Origin of the sequence: Brevundimonas sp. MF30-B (assembly GCF_004683885.1) — a bacterium.
Lineage (GTDB): Bacteria > Pseudomonadota > Alphaproteobacteria > Caulobacterales > Caulobacteraceae > Brevundimonas.
Genome location: NZ_CP038440.1, coordinates 625,821 through 646,026, shown reverse-complemented (window position 1 = coordinate 646,026; position 20,206 = coordinate 625,821). Strand labels below are relative to the sequence as shown.

20 protein-coding genes are annotated in these 20,206 nt (G+C 68.8%); 14 read left to right on the top strand and 6 right to left on the bottom strand.

Translation table 11 applies throughout. The annotated features are described in order from the left end of the window. Window positions 1-40 precede the first annotated feature (40 nt). A complete protein-coding gene (locus tag E4M01_RS03265; RefSeq protein ID WP_135062261.1) occupies window positions 41-2,125 on the top strand; it encodes a TonB-dependent siderophore receptor in 2,085 nt (694 codons plus the stop codon). 79 nt (window positions 2,126-2,204) lie between these two features. On the opposite strand, the gene E4M01_RS03260 is transcribed toward E4M01_RS03265, so the two are convergent. Beyond that, the gene (locus tag E4M01_RS03260; protein WP_135062262.1) at window positions 2,205-3,998 is read right to left on the bottom strand and encodes a peptide MFS transporter; all 1,794 of its coding nucleotides are present in this window, start codon (window positions 3,996-3,998) and stop codon (window positions 2,205-2,207) included. Window positions 3,999-4,262: 264 nt separating this feature from the next. Here E4M01_RS03260 and E4M01_RS03255 point away from each other — a divergent pair, with 264 nt between their 5' ends. Further along, the gene (locus E4M01_RS03255) at window positions 4,263-5,372 is read left to right on the top strand and encodes a GNAT family N-acetyltransferase (RefSeq protein ID WP_135062263.1); all 1,110 of its coding nucleotides are present in this window, start codon (window positions 4,263-4,265) and stop codon (window positions 5,370-5,372) included. On the opposite strand, the gene E4M01_RS03250 is transcribed toward E4M01_RS03255, so the two are convergent. Then, a complete protein-coding gene (locus tag E4M01_RS03250; RefSeq protein ID WP_135062264.1) occupies window positions 5,369-5,806 on the bottom strand; it encodes an HIT family protein in 438 nt (145 codons plus the stop codon). The two genes, E4M01_RS03255 and E4M01_RS03250, sit on opposite strands and share 4 nt — an antisense overlap. Window positions 5,807-5,909: 103 nt before the next feature. On the opposite strand from E4M01_RS03250, the gene E4M01_RS03245 reads away from it, so the two are divergent. The 7 genes from E4M01_RS03245 (at window position 5,910) to E4M01_RS03215 (ending at window position 11,488) form a co-directional block, all read left to right on the top strand. Further along, window positions 5,910-6,260, top strand: a complete 351-nt coding sequence (locus E4M01_RS03245) for a phage holin family protein (RefSeq protein ID WP_135062265.1) — start codon at window positions 5,910-5,912, stop codon at window positions 6,258-6,260. Window positions 6,261-6,435: 175 nt separating this feature from the next. Continuing rightward, window positions 6,436-6,909, top strand: coding sequence for a 50S ribosomal protein L13 (rplM, locus tag E4M01_RS03240; protein WP_209316095.1), 474 nt, complete (start codon window positions 6,436-6,438; stop codon window positions 6,907-6,909). Window positions 6,910-6,911: 2 nt separating this feature from the next. Beyond that, entirely contained in the window at window positions 6,912-7,403 is a 492-nt protein-coding gene (rpsI, locus tag E4M01_RS03235) for a 30S ribosomal protein S9 (RefSeq protein ID WP_135062267.1), read from the top strand. A gap of 74 nt (window positions 7,404-7,477) precedes the next feature. Next, window positions 7,478-8,410: an N-acetyl-gamma-glutamyl-phosphate reductase gene (gene argC / locus E4M01_RS03230; protein WP_135062268.1), complete on the top strand. Its 933-nt coding sequence runs from the start codon at window positions 7,478-7,480 to the stop codon at window positions 8,408-8,410. A gap of 78 nt (window positions 8,411-8,488) precedes the next feature. Then, the gene (locus tag E4M01_RS03225; protein WP_135062269.1) at window positions 8,489-9,625 is read left to right on the top strand and encodes an isobutyryl-CoA dehydrogenase; all 1,137 of its coding nucleotides are present in this window, start codon (window positions 8,489-8,491) and stop codon (window positions 9,623-9,625) included. Continuing rightward, complete coding sequence (locus E4M01_RS03220; protein WP_371682911.1) at window positions 9,622-10,689, top strand: enoyl-CoA hydratase/isomerase family protein; 1,068 nt, start codon at window positions 9,622-9,624, stop codon at window positions 10,687-10,689. Before E4M01_RS03225 ends, E4M01_RS03220 begins: the two co-directional genes overlap by 4 nt. A gap of 55 nt (window positions 10,690-10,744) precedes the next feature. Beyond that, window positions 10,745-11,488, top strand: a complete 744-nt coding sequence (locus E4M01_RS03215) for a thioredoxin family protein (protein WP_135062270.1) — start codon at window positions 10,745-10,747, stop codon at window positions 11,486-11,488. Window positions 11,489-11,566: 78 nt separating this feature from the next. Here the strand turns inward: E4M01_RS03215 and E4M01_RS03210 are convergent, their stop codons facing one another. Next, a complete protein-coding gene (locus tag E4M01_RS03210; RefSeq protein ID WP_135062271.1) occupies window positions 11,567-12,121 on the bottom strand; it encodes an ActR/PrrA/RegA family redox response regulator transcription factor in 555 nt (184 codons plus the stop codon). A gap of 41 nt (window positions 12,122-12,162) precedes the next feature. Next, window positions 12,163-13,611 (bottom strand): ActS/PrrB/RegB family redox-sensitive histidine kinase, encoded by a 1,449-nt coding sequence (locus E4M01_RS03205; RefSeq protein WP_245158188.1) that lies wholly within the window; start codon window positions 13,609-13,611, stop codon window positions 12,163-12,165. A gap of 46 nt (window positions 13,612-13,657) precedes the next feature. Between E4M01_RS03205 and E4M01_RS03200 the strand changes: the two genes are divergently transcribed. The 3 genes from E4M01_RS03200 (at window position 13,658) to E4M01_RS03190 (ending at window position 16,354) form a co-directional block, all read left to right on the top strand. Beyond that, window positions 13,658-14,278 (top strand): SCO family protein, encoded by a 621-nt coding sequence (locus tag E4M01_RS03200; protein ID WP_135062273.1) that lies wholly within the window; start codon window positions 13,658-13,660, stop codon window positions 14,276-14,278. 104 nt (window positions 14,279-14,382) lie between these two features. Further along, window positions 14,383-15,663, top strand: coding sequence for a polyhydroxyalkanoate depolymerase (locus E4M01_RS03195; protein ID WP_135062274.1), 1,281 nt, complete (start codon window positions 14,383-14,385; stop codon window positions 15,661-15,663). Then, window positions 15,629-16,354 (top strand): M48 family metallopeptidase, encoded by a 726-nt coding sequence (locus E4M01_RS03190; RefSeq protein WP_135062275.1) that lies wholly within the window; start codon window positions 15,629-15,631, stop codon window positions 16,352-16,354. Before E4M01_RS03195 ends, E4M01_RS03190 begins: the two co-directional genes overlap by 35 nt. Before the next feature lie 4 nt (window positions 16,355-16,358). On the opposite strand, the gene E4M01_RS03185 is transcribed toward E4M01_RS03190, so the two are convergent. Continuing rightward, a complete protein-coding gene (locus tag E4M01_RS03185; RefSeq protein WP_135062276.1) occupies window positions 16,359-16,667 on the bottom strand; it encodes a hypothetical protein in 309 nt (102 codons plus the stop codon). Window positions 16,668-16,833: 166 nt separating this feature from the next. On the opposite strand from E4M01_RS03185, the gene E4M01_RS03180 reads away from it, so the two are divergent. Further along, complete coding sequence (locus tag E4M01_RS03180) at window positions 16,834-18,468, top strand: leucyl aminopeptidase (RefSeq protein WP_135062277.1); 1,635 nt, start codon at window positions 16,834-16,836, stop codon at window positions 18,466-18,468. Here the strand turns inward: E4M01_RS03180 and greA are convergent. Then, window positions 18,462-18,941 carry a transcription elongation factor GreA gene (gene greA / locus E4M01_RS03175; RefSeq protein WP_135062278.1) on the bottom strand — a complete coding sequence of 160 codons (480 nt, stop codon included), beginning with the start codon at window positions 18,939-18,941 and terminating at the stop codon, window positions 18,462-18,464. The two genes, E4M01_RS03180 and greA, sit on opposite strands and share 7 nt — an antisense overlap. 50 nt (window positions 18,942-18,991) lie before the next feature. Here greA and E4M01_RS03170 point away from each other — a divergent pair, with 50 nt between their 5' ends. Then, window positions 18,992-20,203, top strand: a complete 1,212-nt coding sequence (locus E4M01_RS03170; RefSeq protein ID WP_135062279.1) for a TIGR03862 family flavoprotein — start codon at window positions 18,992-18,994, stop codon at window positions 20,201-20,203. The last annotated feature ends 3 nt before the right edge of the window (window positions 20,204-20,206 follow it).

The window sequence follows — 20,206 nt, the reverse complement described above, 5'->3', positions numbered from 1 at the left end:
GCGGGACGGCCACCTTCGCGCCACACGAGGAGGGACCGTGATGTCCAAGACCATTCTGCTGGCCGGCACGGCCCTGCTGCTCATTCCCAACGCCGCCCTGGCCCAGGCCAGCGCCGACGGCCGCGACCCCCAGGTCGCCCAACGCCCGGTTCCGACCGGTCCGACCTCGACCTCGCCGCTGGTGGACGCCGCCGATCGGGGCGTGCTGGTCTTCACGCCGGACTTCTTCGCCGAGCAGCGCCCGAACACGGCGCTGGACATGGTCAATCGCGTGCCGGGCTTCTCGGCCGACAACGGCTCGGGCGCGCGCGGTTTCGAGGGCGCGGTCGGAAACATCCTGATCAACGGCGCGCGACCTGCCTCCAAGAACGACACCGGCACCAATGTGCTCGGCCGCACGCTGGCCAATCAGGTGGACCGCATCGAGCTGATCCGCGGCGGCGCGCCGGGCATAGACATGCAGGGCTATTCGGTGGTGGTGAACGTGGTCCTCAAGACCACCGCCAGCCGCCAGCACATCGTCACCTGGAACGCCAATCTGTTCGAGGGCGGACAGGATCTATTCGGCGGCTCCTATCAATTCACCGCCCGCGAAGGGGAGCGCAGCTATGGCCTGACCCTGTCTGACGGCATCTCAATGAGCGATTCCAACGGCGCGGGCCGTGTGATCCGCCGCGCGCCCGACGGGACTGTCACGCGCGACGAAGACTTTTACAACGACGGCTACGGCGGCGGTCAGTCGGTTCGCGGCAACTTCTCCACGCCCTTTGCGGGCGGCAAGGTCGATCTGACCGCCCGCTATGGCCGCAACGACTGGCACGGGATCAACCTGCAGACCGCGACCGGGATACGCCGCGAAAATCTTAGCGACCAGGAGTCCAGCGGCGGCGAGTTCGGGGTGGTCTACACCCGCCCGCTTCGCGACGATCTGAAGCTGGAGACCCGGCTGATGCATCAGTTCAACGAGTTCGACGCCACCTCCACGTCGCGCAACCGTGTCGCGGACGTCAACAGCCCCGAGCAGGTGTTCCGCTCCGTCGGCGACTCCTCGGAAAGCATCGCCCGTGCCCTGGTGCGCTACGAGCGGTCGCCGACCCTGAACTTCGAGCTGGGCGGCGAGATCGCCTACAACATGCTCGACACGGAACAGGCTTATACGGTCGGCGGCGTGGCGGTGCCCCTGCCGTCGGCGACCGTCAAGGTCGAAGAGACGCGCGGCGAGGTGTTCGCCAAGTCCGGCTGGCGGGTCAGCCCCAAGCTCAACGTCGAGGCCGGCCTGAGGCTGGAATCCTCGACCATCAGCCAGTCAGGGGACGCGGATCAGGAAGAGAGCTTCTTCTACGCCAAGCCCCGCCTGCTGGTGACTTGGACTCCCATGGCCGACAACCAGCTGCGCTTCCGCTTCGAGCGCGTGCTGGGTCAGCTGGACTTCGACGACTTCGCGGCCTCGGCCAACTTTCAGGACGAGAACGTCCAGGGCGGCAACATCGACCTGAAGCCTGAACAGCGCTGGGTCAGCGAGGTCATCTACGAGCGCCGCTTCTGGGGCGAGGGCGTCGTCTCCGTCGGCCTGCGCCATGACGAGATCCGCGAAGCCATCGATGTGATCCCCCTGCCCGGCGGCCTGTCGGCCATCGGCAACATCGGCGACGGCACGCTGGACCAACTGGCCCTGAACATCACAGTGCCGCTGGACAAGCTGGGGGTCTCGGGCGGCCAGTTCGGCTTCCGCAACAGCTGGAACCGCACCGAGGTCACCGATCCGACGACAGGCGAGCGGCGTCCGATTTCGGGCGTGCGCCCGACCCAGGCGGTCATCACCTTCCAGCAGGACATCGACAGCTGGAAGCTGCAGTACGGCGCCGCCTACATCCCGCTGCTGGGCCAGGCCAGCTTCGATCCGGACTTCAAGTCCAGCTGGCGCGGGCGCGACTATCTGGAGCTCTGGGCGGAGTACAAGCCGACCCCGACCCTGTCGATCCGCGGCCAGGTGAACCTGTGGGATGACTTTTCTCAGGAGCGCGAGGTCTACGCCAACCGCACGACCCGCCCGATCGCCTTCGTCGAAAACCGCTTCGTCGACCCGCGCACCTTCTACCAGATCCGGGTGCGCAAGACGTTCTGACGTCCGCTTGTTCGGATCAAAGAAGAAGGGCGGCGCCTCGATCGAGACGCCGCCCTCTTTTTTCAGCGCGTAGTCGGGATCAGTGAACCCCGGCCATGCCCTTCTTCAGGATCGGCGACAGAACCAGCAGGAAGACGCCGACGCCGACGCCGACCCAGCCGATGGTGCCGAAGATCGAGCCATAGGTCTCCAAGGCCCCAGCGCGATCCGTCACCACGCCCGCGACCGTGTCCGTGGCCGTGGCCTTGGCGATCTGGCCGGCGACGATGTGCGCGACCGAGCTGGACAGGAACCAGACGCCCATCATCAGGCCCACGACACGATCCACCGACAGCTTGGTGATCATGGAAAGGCCGACCGGCGACAGGCACAGCTCGCCGAGCGTGTGCAGAAGATAGGTCAGGAACAGGAAGAGGAGCGGGACGCGGAAATCGACGTTGAACGCGTTACCCGCGGCCCAGGCCAGAAGGAGGAAGCCCGCGCCCACGAACACCAGACCGAAGGAGAACTTGACCGGCGTGGACGGTTCGCGCCCGCGCTTGCCCAGCCACACCCACAGGCCGGCCACGACCGGTCCCAGTGTGACGATGATCGCGGGGTTGAAGAACTGCGTCATGGCGGCGTTGAACCAGTGCGGCATGGCCGTGGACTGGTCGGCGAACAGGGTCAGCGACGAACCGGCCTGCTCGAACAGGGCCCAGAACAGAACCGAGAAGAAGATCAACACCTGCGCGACCAGCATTCGGCTGCGCTCCGCGCCCTTGAGCTTCACGACCGTGTAACCGACCACGGCCGCGAAGATGAGACCCGCCACCACCGGCAGCGCCCCCTCGATCAGGCTGTGATCGCGGATCAGCAGCCAAGTCGGGAAGACCGCAATCAGGCCGGCGATCCAGAAGAAGGGCACGAGAGGAACGCCGAGAAGCTTGCGGCCCTCGAGCGGTTGGGGCGGACCGCCGCGACCCTCTAGCCAGCTCTGTCCGAAGATGAAGGTCAGCAGGCCGAACAGCATGCCGAAGCCGGCGAGGCCGAAACCATAAGCCCAGCCATACTTGATGCCCAGCCAGGAGCACAGCAGCGTGGCGAGCAAGGCGCCCAGGTTGATGCCGACGTAGAAGATGGTGAAGCCGCCATCACGACGCGGATCACCTTCTTCGTAGAGGGAGCCGACGACAGTGGAGATGTTGGCCTTCAGGAAGCCCACGCCAACGATGATCAGCGATAGGGCCAGGAACAGCACCGGCTCGGCGCGAAGATCCCGGACCGTGCGAAGCTCGTAGCCGCCCGTGGCGACTTGTGAAGGGAAGGCGCCTGCGGGTGTCACTGCTGTTGCCGCAACCGCGCCTTGCGCGCCAGCGGTGGCGGCGTCGACGGCTGGCGAGGCCGCACCGATAGGCGGTTGACCCGTTTCGGCCTGCGACACGGCGCTGGCGGCTGCATCGGCGGCCAGCGCAGCCCCGGGTTCGGCGCCGACCGTGGATATGCCCTCCGGCGAGATGCGGATTTCCGTCCGCTGATCACCATTGACGGCGAAGATGCGGCGATCCTGATCGCGGCCCTCGACCTCGAGCACATACTCCGTGCCGCCCACGGTCAGATATTCACGCCCGCCCGAGCCCTCAAAGGCCATGGTGAAGTGACCGGCGACCAGTAGCACTGCGCCGATGATCACCGCCTTGCGCGAGCCCAGATACTTGTCGGCGATCATGCCGCCCAGAACCGGCATCAGATAAACCAGCGCGGCGTAGGCGGCGTAGATGCCCTGCGCCTCAGCCGGGCCGAACAGGAAGTGCTGCGTCAGATACAGCACCAGCAGCGCCCGCATGCCGTAGTAGGAGAAGCGCTCCCACATCTCGGTGAAGAACAGGATCACCAGCCCCCGCGGGTGTCCCAGGAATGTCTTTCGAGGCGACGCCGTAAGCGTTCCTCCCCCGTCCGTCGTGCTCAACGGCCTACTCCATGATGCTTGCGCGCCCCTGTAGCCGGGGCTGCGCCGGAAGCCCGCATATCGAGCACGGCGGCCTTGTCCCGACAAGCGTTAAGCGCGCGGGCGCAACCGTCGCGGAAGCGGCGCGCGCTCGTCGCGCGAGTTCAGGGACAGTTTACAACCTTGGATTATACCGACGTCGGAGGATGTATGATGGTTCGGCCGTTTCGTCTCGAAGACCATGCGTCGGTCAATGCCCTGCTGCGGTCCGTCGGCTGGCCCGACCGGTCCGAGGCAGGGTGGAAATGGCTCGCCGCCTGTCCCGCCGCTCGGGAGATTCACGCCCCGCAGGGATGGGTGGTCGAGGATTCGGACGGCCAGGTTGCGGGATTCCTCGGCAACATGATCCTGCCTTTCTCCTACCGGGGCCGACGCCTCAGGGGCGCGACGGGCTATTCCATCGTCGTCAAACCGTCGGCCAAGGGCGCCGGCCGAAGACTGATCGAGGCCTTTCTCGCTCAGGACGGCGTGTTCGCTCACTATACGTTGAACGCCAATGCGCAGTCGGCGCCCATCTACGCTCGACACGGCATGCGCCCCTGGCCCCCGGCCACCTCAGGGCTGAAGTTGTCCTGGATGGCCGATCCAGCCGTCTGCGCCCGCTCACGTCTGTGGCGCGCCGCCGCCCGGCTAGGGCCGCGCAGGACAGCGTTTCCCGAGCGACTGGTGACCCGGCGCCTGGCCGATCCCCTGCCCTTGATCCTGCCTGACACGGTGGAGATCTTGTCGCGGCTGGGTCGCCGCAGCGACTACGCCGCCTACTGGTCGGATTTGAGCGCCGAAGGCGGTCTGCGCGTCGATCGGTGTCCTTCGGAGATCGCCTGGCGTCTCGCCGATCCAGACCTGGTGCGGGCGCCGCTCATCCTGGGCTATCGTCGCCATGGTCGGCTGACGGCAGTCGCCGTCGCCCTGCTGGCGAAGGGGCACCCGCTCGAGCCGGCTGTGCTGGAGATACTGGATCTGACAGCCCTCGATCAGGAGGCCGAGGGCTGCGCCGTCCTGCTTCGGACGCTGATCGCCGCCGCGCGGCGGCTCGGCGCCGCCAAGACCCGCCTGCCGGTCGTGTCGCCGTGGCTGCTGGAGCGTCTGGGCCCCCTGCCGGGCGGCGCCCGACGGGAGGGCGGCTGGGGCCATGCCCACGCACGCTTCATGGCCGGCGCGCCGGAGCCGGCGCTATGGTCTCCGACGGCCTGGGACGGAGACTATTCATTCTGCCTGCGGCCTGCGCCGTTCGGATCGAAGGTCGGCAGGCGAGTCTAGTCCAGTTCCGCTGCGATGCGTTCGGCCAGGGTCTTGAGCGCGGCCGTGTCGGCCATGGGGGCGTGTCCGTGGCCCTTCAGCTCGCGTCCCGACCAGCGCGGCACGACGTGGAAATGCAGGTGGAAGACGGTCTGGCCTCCGGCCTCGCCGTTGAATTGCAGAATGCTGACGCCCTCGGGCTTCAGCGCCTTTTCGACCGCGCGCGCCGTGCGCTGCACCGCCAGCGCCAGCCGCGACAGCGCTTCGGGTTCGATCTCCAGCAGGTTTCGGGCCGTCGAGGCCTTGTCGATCACCAGCACATGGCCTTCGGACTGCGGAAACACGTCCATGAAGGCCAGCACATGGTCGTCCTGCCACACCGTCACCGAGGGGATGTCGCCGCGCAGGATCTTGGCGAAGATGTTGTCGGGGTCGTAGGCGCCGTGAAGGCTCATGGGCAAGCTCCGTGTCCGAGGCCGGCAGACTAGCAGCCGATTGCACGGGAGCGGAACGGCGCCTCGTGCGCTATATGGTCAAGCTGAACAAAGGGAGCGCGTCATGCTGAGGTTCATCGTCCAGGCCGTCGTGACGGCCATCGGCCTGTGGCTGTCGGCCCGGATCGTGCCGGGGGTGGACTTCACCTCGACCGGATCGCTGATCGCCGCGGCCGTCATCCTGGGCCTGGTCAACGCCTTCGTGCGGCCGATCCTGGTGGTGCTGACCTTCCCCATCACCATCCTGACCCTGGGTCTGTTCCTGCTGGTGGTGAACGCCGCGATGATCGGCCTGACCTCCATGTTCCTGGGCGGGTTCACCGTCGCGGGCCTGTGGGCGGGCATCGGCGCGGCCATCGTTACCGGCGTGGTCAGCTGGATCGCCGGAGCCTTCATCGGCGACGATCGGCGATAAAGGGTCGGGTATTTTAATACCATAGAAGAAAACTGATTTTGGATCATAGCCTTAGTGCGATTTGGTGCGCCTTAACCGCATTGACGACGGGCCGCGCCTGCTCTAAGAGCGCGCCTTCCGTTCGGCCCGTCCGGCCGGACCCTCGTTTTTCCGTCGTCCCAGGACCCTCGTCATGCTGAAGAGCACTACGGCTTCGCTGAAGCCGGCCGAGGTCGAGAAGAAGTGGATCCACATCGACGCCGAAGGCGTCGTGGTGGGCCGTCTCGCGACCTTCATCGCCAACCGTCTGCGCGGCAAGCACCTGCCGACCTACACCCCCCACGTCGATTGCGGCGACTATGTCGTCGTCACCAACGTCGACAAGGTGGTGTTCACCGGCAAGAAGAACACCGACAAGGTCTACTATCGCCACACCGGTCACCCGGGCGGCGTCAAGTCGACCACGCCTGAGAAGGTGCTGAACGGCCGCTTCCCCGAGCGCGTGCTCGAGAAGGCCGTCGAGCGCATGCTTCCCAAGGAAAGCCCGCTGGCCCGCAAGCAGATGACGCACCTGCGTCTGTTCGCCGGCTCCGAGCACAGCCACCAAGCCCAGTCGCCCGAGACGATCGACTTCGCGTCGGCCTCTCCCAAGAACACCCGGAGCGTCTGAGCATGACCGACGTGACCAACACCGAAGCCACCGGTTTCGACGCCCTGAAGGGCCTGTCCGCCTCGGCCGAGAACGAAGCGCCCGTCCACGTCCAGAAGCTGGACGCCCAGGGCCGCGCCTACTCGACCGGCAAGCGCAAGAACGCCATCGCCCGCGTGTGGGTGAAGCCGGGTTCGGGCAAGATCACCGTCAACGGCAAGGAGCTGGCCCAGTATTTCGCCCGCCCCGTGCTGCAGATGATGGTCGCCCAGCCGCTGAACGTCTCGGACCGCGCCACCCAGTTCGACGTGGTCTGCACGGTCGAGGGCTCGGGCCTGTCGGGCCAGGCCGGCGCCATCCGCCACGGCCTGTCGCACGCCCTGACGCACTATGAGCCGGAACTGCGCAAGGTTCTGAAGCCGCACGGCTTCCTGACCCGCGACAGCCGCGTCGTCGAGCGCAAGAAGTACGGCCGCGCCAAGGCTCGCCGCAGCTTCCAGTTCTCGAAGCGCTAACTGGCGACCGCCAGTCGGTTACGAAGGGGCGCTTCGGGGAAACCCGGAGCGCCTTTTTCTTTGGAGGCCAGATCATGACCCACACCATCTTCATCGACGGCGAGGCCGGCACCACGGGGCTGGAGATCCGCGAGCGGCTGGAGACGCGCCGCGATCTGCAACTGATGCTGCTGGGCGACCGTCGGCGTGACGTCGAGGCCCGGCGCGAGGCGCTGAACACCACCGATGCGGTGATCCTGTGTCTGCCGGACGACGCCGCCCGGGAGGCCGTGGGCATGGTCGAGAACCCCGCGGTGCGGATCATCGACGCCTCCACCGCCTATCGGGTCGATCCGGACTGGACCTATGGGTTCGCGGAAATGGCGACGGGACAGGGCGAGCGGATCGCCAAGTCCACGCGTGTCAGCAACCCCGGCTGCTATCCGACCGGCTTTCTGGGGCTGATGGCGCCCCTGGTGCGGGCGGGGATCGTGCCGGCCGATCAGCCGATTACCGTCAACGCCGTCAGCGGCTATTCCGGCGGGGGCAAGGCCATGATCGCCGAGTTCGAAAGCGGCGCGGCCGATCCCTTCCGCGCCTATGGGCTGAGCCTGAAGCACAAGCATGTGCCGGAGATGACCCAGCACGCCGGCCTGACGCGGCCCGTGCTGTTTGCCCCGGCGGTGGGAAACTATCGCCAAGGGATGCTGGTCGAGGTCCCGCTGCATCTGTCGGCCCTGCCGGGCTCGCCTTCCATTGAGGTGGTGCATGGCGCCCTGGTCGAGGCCTACGCCGGCGCCCGCTTCGTCGAGGTGGCGGAGCTGGAGGCGACGGAAGCCATGGGTGGTCTGACGCCCGAGGGGCTGAACGGCACCAACCGTCTGCGGCTGCATGTGTTCGGCGATCGCTCCGGCGAACAGGCGCGTCTGGTGGCGCTGCTGGACAATCTGGGCAAGGGCGCTTCGGGCGCGGCGGTGCAGAACCTGAACCTCATACTGGGCCTGGACGAGGGCGAGGGACTGAGCTGACCGGCGGGGCTGCATCGGCCGCCTGTCTGGTCTAGAAGCCCCCCAACAGCGGGGTCTGCCCGCGAGCCGGAGGACCTCATGGATTTCGCCCTCACCGAAGACCAGCGCGCCATTCAGGACGCGGCCCGCGCCTTCGCCGACGACCAGCTGGCGCCGAACTCGGCCCGCTGGGACGAGGACAAGCATTTCCCCGTCGACGTCATGAAGGCGGCCGCCGAAATGGGCTTCTGCGGCATCTACACGGGCGAGGAACACGGCGGCATGGCGCTGGGCCGGGTCGAGGCGGCGGTGATCTTCGAGGAGCTGTCGCGCGGCGACGTGGCGACGGCGGCCTTCATCTCGATCCACAACATGGCGACCTGGATGATCGACCGCTTCGGCTCGGACGATCTGCGCGGCCGCTTCGTGCCGTCGCTGACGAGCATGGAGAAGATCGCCAGCTACTGCCTGACCGAGCCGGGCTCGGGCTCCGACGCGGCGGCGCTGCGCACCACCGCGGTGCGCGACGGCGATCATTTCGTCCTGAACGGGGCCAAGGCCTTCATCTCGGGCGCGGGCGCGTCGGACGTCTATGTCGTGATGGTCCGCACCGGCGGCGAGGGGCCGAAAGGCATCAGCGCCCTATTGGTCGAGGCCGGCACGCCCGGTCTGTCGTTCGGCGCGCAGGAAAAGAAGATGGGCTGGAACGCCCAGCCCACCGCCATCGTGCAGTTCGACGACTGCCGTGTGCCGGTCGCCAACCTGCTGGGCGAAGAGGGCGCCGGCTTCCGCTATGCGATGGCGGGGCTGGACGGCGGGCGGCTGAACATCGCCGCCTGCTCGCTGGGCGGCGCGCGGCTGGCGCTGGAGACCGCCCAGGACTACGTCGCGTCCAGAAAGCAGTTCGGCAAATCGATCGGCGAGTTCCAGAACACCCAGTTCCAGCTGGCCGACATGGCCACCGACCTGGAGGCGGCGCGCCTGATGGTGCTGCGCGGCGCCTGGGCCATCGACACCGATCATCCCGAGAAGACCAAATGGTGCGCCATGGCCAAGCGGCTGGCCACCGACGCCTGTTTCCAGATCGCCGACCAGGCGCTGCAGCTGCACGGCGGCTACGGCTATCTGAAGGACTATCCGCTGGAGCGGATCGTGCGCGACCTGCGGGTGCACCGCATCCTGGAAGGCACCAACGAGATCATGCGCGTGATCGTGGCGCGGGAGCTGGCGCGATGAGCGAAGTCGAGATGACCCCCGAACCCGAAATCCTCGCCCGCGTCGAAAACGGCGTCGGCCGCATCACTCTGAACCGGCCCAGGGCGATCCATGCGCTGAACCGGGGCATGTGCGAGGCGATGACCGCCGCCCTGCTGGAGTGGCGCGCTGAGGAGGCGGTCAAGTCGGTGCTGATCGACCATGCCGGCGAGCGCGGCTTCTGCGCTGGGGGCGACATCCGCATGATCGCCGAGAGCGGGGCAGGCGACGCGTCCGAGGCCAAGGCCTTCTTCCTGGCCGAGTATCGGCTGAACACCCTGATGTTCGACTATCCCAAACCCATCACGGCGCTGGTGGACGGGATCGTCATGGGCGGCGGCGTCGGCATCTCCGAGCCGGCCGAGGTGCGTATCGCCACCGAGCGGACTACCTACGCCATGCCCGAGACCGGCATCGGCCTGTTCCCTGACGTGGGCGGCGGCTGGTTCCTGCCGCGCCTGCCGGGCCAGGCCGGCGTCTGGATCGCCCTGACCGGCGCGCGACTGAAGGCGGCGGACACGGTCTTCCTGGGCATTCACACCCACTATCTGCCGACCGACGCCCTGGAGGCCTTCAAGGCGATCCTGGCCACCGATCCTGCCCACCCGGCCGATATCGCCGACGGCCTGGAGGACGACGCCGGCGAGGCGCCGATCGAGGCGCATCTGGACGCCATCGACCGCCTGTTCGCCTTCGACACGGTCGAGGAAATCTTCGCCGCTCTGGAGGCCGAGGGATCGGACTGGGCGCGCCAGCAGCTGGACATCCTGAAGACCAAGTCGCCCCAGTCGCTAAAGGTGTCACTGCGCCAGATCCGCACCGGCGCGACGATGGACAGCTTCGCCGACAACATGGCGATGGAATACGCCTTGGGCGGCCGGGTGGTGCGCACCCACGACTTCCAGGAAGGCGTGCGCGCCGTCATCGTCGACAAGGACAACGCGCCGAAATGGTCCCCCGCGGCCCTGGACGGCGTGACCGACGCGGATCTGGACGCCCTGTTCGCGCCACTGCCTGCCGATCAGGCCTTCTCGCCCCTGATCTAAGGCTTCACGCGATTATGAGGCGCGGTAGGGCCGCTGGCGGCGTATGGGTCTGAACATGAACGCCAGGGGCTGGATCATTGCGGCGGGGCTCGCGCTCGCCGGCGGCATGGCAGCGGGTTCGTCGGCTCAGCCGGCGGCCTCTGCGCCACGCGTGGTCATCGCCCGCGACGCGCCCGTGGTGGTGGAACTGTTCACCGCCCAGGGCTGCGCCGGCTGCCCGGAAGCCAATCGCGCGGTCGAGCGGGCGGCGGAGACGCCCGGCGTCATCGCCCTGACCTATGGCGTCGACTACTGGGATTATCTGGGCTGGTCGGACACCTTCGCCCGACCCGAGTTTGTCGAGCGGCAGAGGGCCTATCGTCAGGCGCTGAAGCTTCGCTCCGTGTCGACGCCGCAGGTGGTGGTGGACGGCCGGCGTCAGATTTCAGGCGCGCGCTCGATCGAACTGACCGACGCCATCCGCGAAGAGGCCGAGCGTCGAATCTTTCCGCCGGAGATCGAGTTCCGCGCCACCGGCGACCGTGTCGGGGTCGGCTCAGGCCGCGCGCCTCGCGGCGGGGCGGAGGTGATCGCCGTGATCTATCGGCCGGGCGCCCAGGTGGTGACCGTCGAGGGCGGCGACAACCGCGGCCAGGCGGTTCGTCACGTCAATGTGGTGCGCGACGTGGTCCGATTGGGCGACTGGGCCGGTCGGCCGGTCCTGTTCGGCCTGCCCAGCGGTCTTGAGCCGGGCGAAGCCGTCGCCGTCATGGTCCAAGCCAAGGCCGACCGGCGCATTCTCAACGCCGCGACGCGATAGCACCGCCAAAAACGTCGAGCGCTAATCGCGCTCAAGCCGCGAGCGACCGCGTCGCGAGCATAGCGCTCAAAAGCAAGCCTATCGAGGCGCGCGCTTGGCCAGGATGCGCTGCAGCGTCCGGCGATGCATGCCCAGACGGCGCGCGGTTTCGGATACATTGTGGTCGCACAGCTCATAGACCCGCTGGATATGCTCCCAGCGCACACGGTCGGCGCTCATGGGGTTTTCCGGCGGCTCCGGGGCCTCGCCCGTCGCCAGCAGGGCCTTGACCACGTCGTCGGCGTCGGCGGGCTTCTGCAGATAGTCGACCGCGCCGGCCTTCACCGCCGCCACGGCCGTGGCGATGGCGCCGTAGCCGGTCAGCATGATGATCCGGGCGTCCTCGCGCCGCGCGCGCAGGTCCTCGACGATCTTGAGACCGTTGCCGTCCTCCAGCCGCATGTCGAGCACGGCGAAGGCGGGCGCGGCCTGCCGCAGATGTTGGCTGGCCTCGGCCACGGATTCGGCCGTCGTGACCTCGAAGCCACGCGTCTCCAGGGCGCGCCCCAGGCGGGTGCGCAGAGCCTGGTCGTCATCCAGCAGCAGCAGGCTGCGGTCGGGCAAGGCGGCGATCTGATCTTCGATCTCGGACATCGTCGTCATCTCCATCCCCTTCAAGTCGGCGCCCGTGAAGCTCAGGTCAAGCTTTCCGGTTCCCCCTGCGACACTTCGAGCGCCTGGCGAGGCCATCGCACCGAGACGCGGGCGCCCTTCTGGCGTCCGCTCCCGTCTCCAGAGCCGGCGGAGACCTCGCCGCCGGTTCGTTCAAGCAGGGTGCGGGCGATGAAAAAGCCCAGACCCATGCCGCCTTGGCTCGGAGCCACCAGTTCGGCCGGCGGCATCGACTTCAGCGCCTTGCGCCCCCCTGGGCGCGCCGCAGCGGCGGCCAGCTGCGCCGCCAGGGCCAGCCGCGCCTTGCCGTGCGGCCGGCTGGTCACATAGGGCTCGCCAAGCCGTGGCAGGATGTCGCTAGCGAAGCCGGGACCGTCATCCACCACCTCGATCGTGATCCATCCCGCATCCACGAGCGCGGAAACACGCACGCTCGAAGCGGCGAAATCGGCGGCGTTTTCAACAATGGTCGACAGGCCGTGAATGACCTCGGGCAGGCGCTTGACGCGCGGATGGGCGTGGCCGTCGGGCGTACGCACGATCACCTCGAAGTTCAAGTCAAACCCGCGGTGCGGCTCTACCACCTCCTCCAGCAGCGCCTTGAGGCCAACGTCGGCGTAAAGCGCGTCCCCGTCCTCGGGCTGCTGCGACAGGCGGGTCAGGATTTCCCGGCAGCGTTCGGACTGCTGCAGGATCAGGGCCGCGTCCTCGGCCGCCCCCGTGCCGGCGGGCGAGGCGCGCAGCAGTTCCTTGGCCACGATCTGGATGGTGGCCAGCGGCGTGCCCAGTTCGTGCGCCGCCGCCGCCGCCAGCCCGCCCAGCGCCGCCAGCCTCTGCTCGCGCTGAAGCACGTCCTGGGTCGTGGCCAGGGCCAGCTCCAGCTTCTCGGCGTCGGCGGCCACACGCCAGGCGTAGCCGGCGGTGAAGACCACGCCTGTCACCAGCGCCAGGCCCATGCCCAAGTGATAGAGGCCGGGCAGGACCAGATGCTGTCCGCGCCGCCAGGGCAGATCCAGCGACCAGGTGAACAGAACCGCCGTGACTATAAGAACCAGCACGCCCAGCGCCGCCGCCTGCCGCCCCGGCAAGGCCGCCGCCGCAATGGTCACCGGCGCGATCAGGAGGATGCAGAACGGATTGTCCAACCCGCCCGTCAGCGCCAGCAAGGTCGCCAGCTGCAGGATGTCGAAGCCCAGGTGCCAGGCCGTGCGCGGTCCGTCGGGCAGACCGGCGTCGGCCTGCTGCAACCGCGCCGAGGCGACCAGGTTGAACAGGACGCTGGCGCCGATCACCCCCAGGCACGGGCCGATCAGCAGGGGGAACTCCAGCACCCCCCAGGCGATCAGGACGGCGGCCGACTGTCCGGCGATCGCCAGCCAGCGCAGCAGCACCAGGGTGCGCAGGCTCAGGCCGCGGCCGCGGCGGACGGGATCGGCGCCCTGCGGCGCGGAGGGGACTTGGGCGAGGGTCACCCTGGCCTTATAGACGCGCTGCGTCCTCGCCGCGAAAGGTTCCTGAATGCCCCGTCGTCCCGTGCTGCTGTTCGCCGGCGCCTGCATCGCGCTCGCCGCCGCCATCGCCATCGCCGCCATCGTGGTCACTGCCGGCGGTTCGAAGCCCGCCTCGATGGAAGTCGCCTCGACCGGCCAGCCGCAGGTCGGAGGACCTTTCCAATTGATCGACCAGAACGGCGAGACGGTCGATCAGACCCTGCTTGACGGCAAATGGAGCCTGGTCTTCTTCGGCTTCACCCATTGCCCCGATTATTGCCCCGCGACCCTGGGCACGCTGGCGGCGACCAAGGAGCGGCTGGGCGCGCAGGCCGACGACCTGCAGATCGTCTTCATCAGCGTGGACCCCGAACGCGACACGCCGCAGCTGCTGAACGACTATCTGTCCTCGGACGGTTTCCCGCGCGGCGTCATCGGCCTGACCGGCACGCCCGAGCAGGTGGCCCAGGCCGCCAAATCCTATCGCGCCTATTACGAGAAGGCCGGCGACGGCGAGGCCTACACCATGAACCACTCGCTCACGATCTATCTCATGGGGCCCGACGGCCAGTTCCGTTCGGCCCTGGCGCACGACCTGGGGCCTGACCGGTCGGCCGACGTGATCCGCCGGGCGATGGAGCGGGGTTGAACTGATCTCCGCTGAAGTCGCGAGCGACCGCCTCTTTTAATCCTTTTGCGCCGCCGCGCGTTCTATGCTGCCCTGCACAACCCGGCGGCCAAGAACAGGACTTCATGCTCTACGCCCTTCACGAGCTCGCCTATCATTCGGCGACGCCTTTCCGGATCGGCGCCCAGATGGCGCGCCAGTTCTGGACCTCGCCCTTCAACCCCGCGTCCGACACCGCAATCGGACGCACGGCCTATGCCTCGGCCGAGCTGTTCGAGAGCGTCACGCGACGCTACGGCAAGCCGGCCTGGGGGCTGGAGACCGTCGAGATCGACGGCAAGCCGGTGCGAACGACCGAACAGGTCGTCTGGTCTTCGCCCTGGTGCCGCCTGGTGCGCTTCGCCCGTCACGTCGGCGATCTGAAGCGGGCCGGAAAGCCGGCGGCGGCCCCGGCCGTCATGGTTGTGGCGCCCCTGTCGGGCCACTACGCCACCCTGCTGCGCGGCACGGTCGAGACCTTCATCCAGGATCACGACGTCTACGTCACCGACTGGACCAATGCGCGGCAGGTGCCGATGCTGGAGGGCCGGTTCGACTTCTACGACTACATCGACCATGTGCGCGAAATGCTGGCCGTGATCGGCCCGCGCGCCCACGTCGTCGGCGTGTGCCAGCCGGGCCCGCCGGTGCTGGCCGCCTGCGCCGTCATGGCCGAGGAGAACGACCCCAACCGCCCGGCGTCGATGACCTTCATGGGCTCGCCGATCGACGCGCGCCTGTCGCCGACGGTGACCAACCAGCTGGCGGAGGAAAAGCCCTTCACCTGGTTCAAGTCCAACATGATCCACACCGTGCCCTGGCCCTATCCCGGGTTCGGTCGGCGGGTCTATCCGGGCTTCGTCCAGCTGTTCAGCTTCATGTCGATGAACGAGGACAAGCACATCGACGCCCACCGCCGCTACTTCGACGACCTGGTGTCGGGCGACGGCGACGGAGTTGAGAAGCACGAACAGTTCTATGACGAATATCTGTCGGTCCTGGATCTGACCGAGGAGTTCTATCTCCAGACCATCGACATCGTCTTCCAGCAGCACCTGTTGGCGCGCGGCCTGCTGGAGCATCGCGGCCGGCCGGTCGATCTGGGCGCCATCACCGACATCGGCCTGATGACGGTGGAAGGCGAGAAGGACGACATCTCCGGCGTCGGTCAGACCCAGGCGGCGCACGGCCTGTGCGCCAACATTCCCAAGACGCGCCGCGAGCTCTACGTCCAGCCTGAGGTCGGCCACTACGGGGTCTTCAACGGCCGTCGGTTCAGAGACGAAATCTATCCCAGAGTGCGCGACTTCATCGCCCGCAACGAGGCCGTCAGTGCGGTTCAGCCACGGTCAAAGACTGCCGCCTGAGGACGGGGTTCCGGCCCTTCTGCTCACGGTCAATCCGCGCGCGCGACGCCTGTCGGTGCGCATCGATGCGCGCCGGGGCGAGGCGGTGGTCGTAGCCCCCTCGCAACGCAGCCTGGCCCAGGCGGTCGCCTTCGCCCGCTCACGCGGCGCCTGGATCGCCGAGCGTCTGGCGGCGCGCGCCGAAAGCCGGCCGCTGGAGCCGGGAGCGACCGTCAGCCTGAAGGGCCGCCCCATCCGTCTGGAGGCGACCGGCGGCGCCGGCGCGGCCCGGCTGGTCGAAAGGGACGGCGAGCCCGTCATTCTGTCCGGCGGAGAGGGCGAGGCCTTCGCCCGCCGCGTCGAGAACCTGTTCAAGCGCCAGGCGCGAGACCTCCTGACCGCCCGCACCGAACACCATTTGGCCAGCCTTGGCGGCCAGGCGGGCCGAGGCCCCGTGCGGATTTCGATCGTCGACACCCGATCGCGATGGGGCTCCTGCAGCCCGCACAACCGTTCGATCCGCTACTCGTGGCGGGTGGTGATGGCGCCCGAACCGGTCATCGACTACCTGGCCGCCCATGAGGTGGCCCATCTGGTCCACGCCGATCACAGCCCCGCCTATTGGGCGGTCGTACATCGTCTGGTCGGCGACCACCGCCCGTTCCGCCGCTGGCTGCGCGAGCATGGAGCGGCGCTCCACGCGGTCGGCTGACGGTTCAGTCGTCCAGCGCGCCGAACCAGTCCGCATAGGGCGTGTTGCGGGCCATGTGACGGTTATAGTCCGGCGCCCCGTCGCTCCACCAGGGCGGCCCGCGTTCGCCCAGCGCGACCTTGGCGGCGTCCACGCGTGACCGGGCCTCCGCCAGGCCCTCGCCCGACCGGTGGGCTTCGCGCACGGCGCGACGGGCGGCCATCAGTTCGCTGACCAGTTCGCCCCGCCGCTCCTCGGACAGGCCGGGATCGCTCCGCCGCCACAGGCGGCCGCGAACGACGAAGTATCGGCCATCTGGGGTTCGGGGATGCATGGTGTCGCCAACGCCCGGAAACGCGCGTCGGATGCGGTTGCAGGCGGCCGGGCGTCGGCGGGACAAAAGGTCGCGGCCGTTCCGGGGTGCGGCGCGGGCGCGGGACGGTCAAGGTGCCGCGCCTTTTCCGAAACAGGCCAACGACAACCCCGGGAGTTTCACGTCCATGCGTTCCGTCGCCGCCTCCGCCCTCGCCGTCGCCCTCGGCTTGGCCGTCCTCGCCCCGACCTCGGCCGAGGCCCAGATCCGCCGTCAGAACCAGGCGTCGGCCACGATCGCCGGCGTCCAGTCCCATATCGCCGCCGCCCAGGTCAATCGTCCCGTGACCTTCGCCGCCCAGGCGGGCGCCGAGACGGGAACTCTGATCCTGCCGCTTTCGTCCGAGGGCGAACTAGCGGCCCGCGCCGCCTCCATGGACCCGGCCGTGCTCCAGTCGGTGCAGCGCGCCTTGACCTCGGCGAATTTCCGATACGGCGCGCGCCAGACGCTGGCGCTTCGCGGCCTGGGCGGCTGGGATCGGATCGTGGTCGTCGGCCTGGGCGCCAATCCGTCGATGGACGATGTTCAGGGCGCCGGCGCCGCAGCGGGCCGGATGCTGCACACCGACAGCGCGCCCGCCACCCTTTGGGCCGGCGGCCTGCCGGCGGATCAGGCCGCGGAGTTCCTGACCGGCTTCGGTCTCGGCGAATACCGGTCCGACCTGCACCGCACCACGGGCCGTGAGCAGGCCGCGCCGGGCGTCCTGACGGTCGTCGGCGCTGATGCCGCCCGCGCCCAGTTCGAGCGTCGCGGCCGCGCCCTGATCGAGGCCATGGCCTGGACTCGGGACATCTCCAACGAACCGGCCAACATCGTCTATCCGGAAAGCTTCGTCGACCGCGCCCGCCAGGCCTTCGCCGGGGTGCCGGGCGTGACCATCGAGGTGCTGGACGTGCCGCAGATGGAGCGGCTGGGCATGGGCGCCCTGTTGAGCGTGGGCCAGGGATCGGCGCGGCCGTCACGCCTGATGGCCATCCGTTACCGCGGTCAGGGCGCGCCCGAAGGCGGCCCGATCGCCCTGGTCGGCAAGGGCATCACCTTCGACACCGGCGGCATCTCGCTCAAGCCGGGCGCCGGCATGGGCAATATGAAGATGGACATGTCGGGCGCGGCCAGCGTCACCGGCACGGTCCTGGCCCTGGCCAAGTCGGGCGCGCCGGTCGATGTCATCGCCGTCGCCGCCCTGGCCGAGAACATGCCCAGCAGCACGGCCGCACGCCCGGCCGACGTTGTGACCGCCATGAACGGCAAGACCATCGAAATCATCTCCACCGACGCCGAGGGCCGCATGGTCCTGTCCGACGCCCTGGTGTGGACCGAGAACACCTTCAACCCGTCGGTGGTCGTCGATGTCGCCACCCTGACCGGTGCGGTCGGCGGAGCCCTGGGTTCGGAATACGCCGGCCTGTTCACGCGCCACGAAGCCATGGCCGACCAGCTGCAGCGCGCCGGCCTGGCCACCGGGGAGCCGCTGTGGCGGCTGCCGCTGCATCCGTCTTACGCCCGCTATCTCAGCTCCTCGATCGCGGACCTGCGCAACACCGGCGACGGCGGCGCGGGCGCCGGCACGGGGGCCTGGTTCATCGGCGAGTTTGTGCGGCCGGAAACGCCCTGGGCGCACCTCGACATCGCCTCGGCGGCGTATGGCGGCGCCAGCGACGTGCGGCCGTCCGGCTCCTACGGCTACGCCGTGCGCCTGCTGGAGCGGTTCGTTCTGGACTGGACCCCGATCGCGCGCGAGCGCGGCGCCGGAGGCTACTGAACCGCGACGATCTCACAGGCCTGACCGGCGACGATGATCTCGTCGCCGGCGCGGCGGCCCATAGCGGCGCGGGCCAGGGGCGAGACGTGGCTGACGGTGCCGTTCGCCGGATCCGCCTCGTCCTCGCCGACGATGCGCCAGGTCTGGGTGCGGCCGTCCTCGCGCTCGATGGTGAAGCCGCCGCCAAACCGCACGGCGCCGTCCGCCTCACCCGGCTCGACCAGCTGGGCGTTGGCGCGGCGCGCCGACCAGTAGCGCAGGTCCCGCGTCGCCCGCGCCATGGCGGTGCGGTCGGCCTCGATGGAGCCGTTGGCCTGGGCCGCGCCATAGGCGGCGCGGGCTGACGCCAGCTCTGCGTCGATGGCGGCCAGTCCCTCGGGCGTGACCAGATTGGCGTGCGTCGACACCGGCCGATCCGGCAGGTCCGCCGCCGTGGCTTCCAGGTCTTCCTCGCGGGTGAAGGCTACGCTCATCAAGAGCTAGCGTATGGCGCGCCACGCCGTTCCGGTCCAGGAAGCAGCCGATGAGCTCCAAGGCCCCCATCCACGTCATCGGCGCCGGTCCGGCCGGCCTGATGGCGGCCGAGCGCCTGGCCCAGGCCGGCCGGCGCGTGGTCGTGCACGAGCGCATGCCGTCAGTGGCGCGCAAGTTCCTGATGGCCGGCCGCGGCGGGCTGAACCTCACCCACGCCGAGCCGCTGGATCAGTTACAGGGCCGATACGCCGAGGCCGAAGGGAGCGTGACGCCCTGGCTGGACCGCTTCACGCCTGCCGACCTGATCGCCTGGGCCGAAGGGCTGGGCCAGCAAACCTTCGTAGGCAGCTCCGGCAGGGTGTTTCCCAAGGCGCTCAAAGCCTCGCCGCTTCTGCGCGCCTGGCTGGCCCGGCTGAATGGGCTGGGCGTCGAGGTCCGCACCCGCTCGCGCTGGACCGGCTGGCGCGACGAGGCTCTGGCCTTCGACACGCCGGACGGCGAGCGGTTCGAACCGGCCTCGGCCGTCGTGTTGGCGCTCGGCGGCGCCAGCTGGCCGCGCCTGGGCTCCGACGGCGGTTGGATGAACCTGCTGCAGGCCGAAGGCGTCGCCGTCGCGCCTTTCCGCCCCGCCAACGCCGGCGTCGACATCGCCTGGTCCGCGCCGTTGATCGAGCGCTTCGCGGGAACGCCGTTGAAGGGGATCGCCCTGTCGCTTGGCGAAAATCGGGTCCGCGGCGAGGCCCTGATCTCGGCCTATGGGCTGGAGGGCGGGGCCGTCTACGCCCTGTTCGCGTCCATCCGCGAAGCGGTCGAGGGACACGGTCATGCCGCTGTGAGACTGGACCTGAGGCCCGACGCCTCTGTGCAGGACCTAGCTCGCCGCCTGTCACGCCCGCGCGGCAGGGACAGCCTGTCGAACTGGCTGCGCAAGGCGCTGGGCCTGGCGCCCGTCGCCGTCGCCCTGCTGCGCGAAGCCGGCGACATCCCGGCCGAGCCCGAAGCCCTGGCGGCGCGCCTCAAGGCCCTGCCCCTGACGGTGACCGGCGTTCAAGGGCTGGAGCGAGCCATCTCTTCGGCCGGCGGCGTGCGGCTGGATCAGGCGGATGCACGGCTGATGCTTACCGCGCGCCCCGGCGTCTTCGTCGCCGGTGAAATGCTGGACTGGGAGGCTCCGACCGGCGGCTACCTGCTCCAAGCCAGCTTCGCCTCGGGCGTTGTGGCCGCAGAGGGCGTGCTGGCGTGGCTGGACGCGCGCGGCTAGATC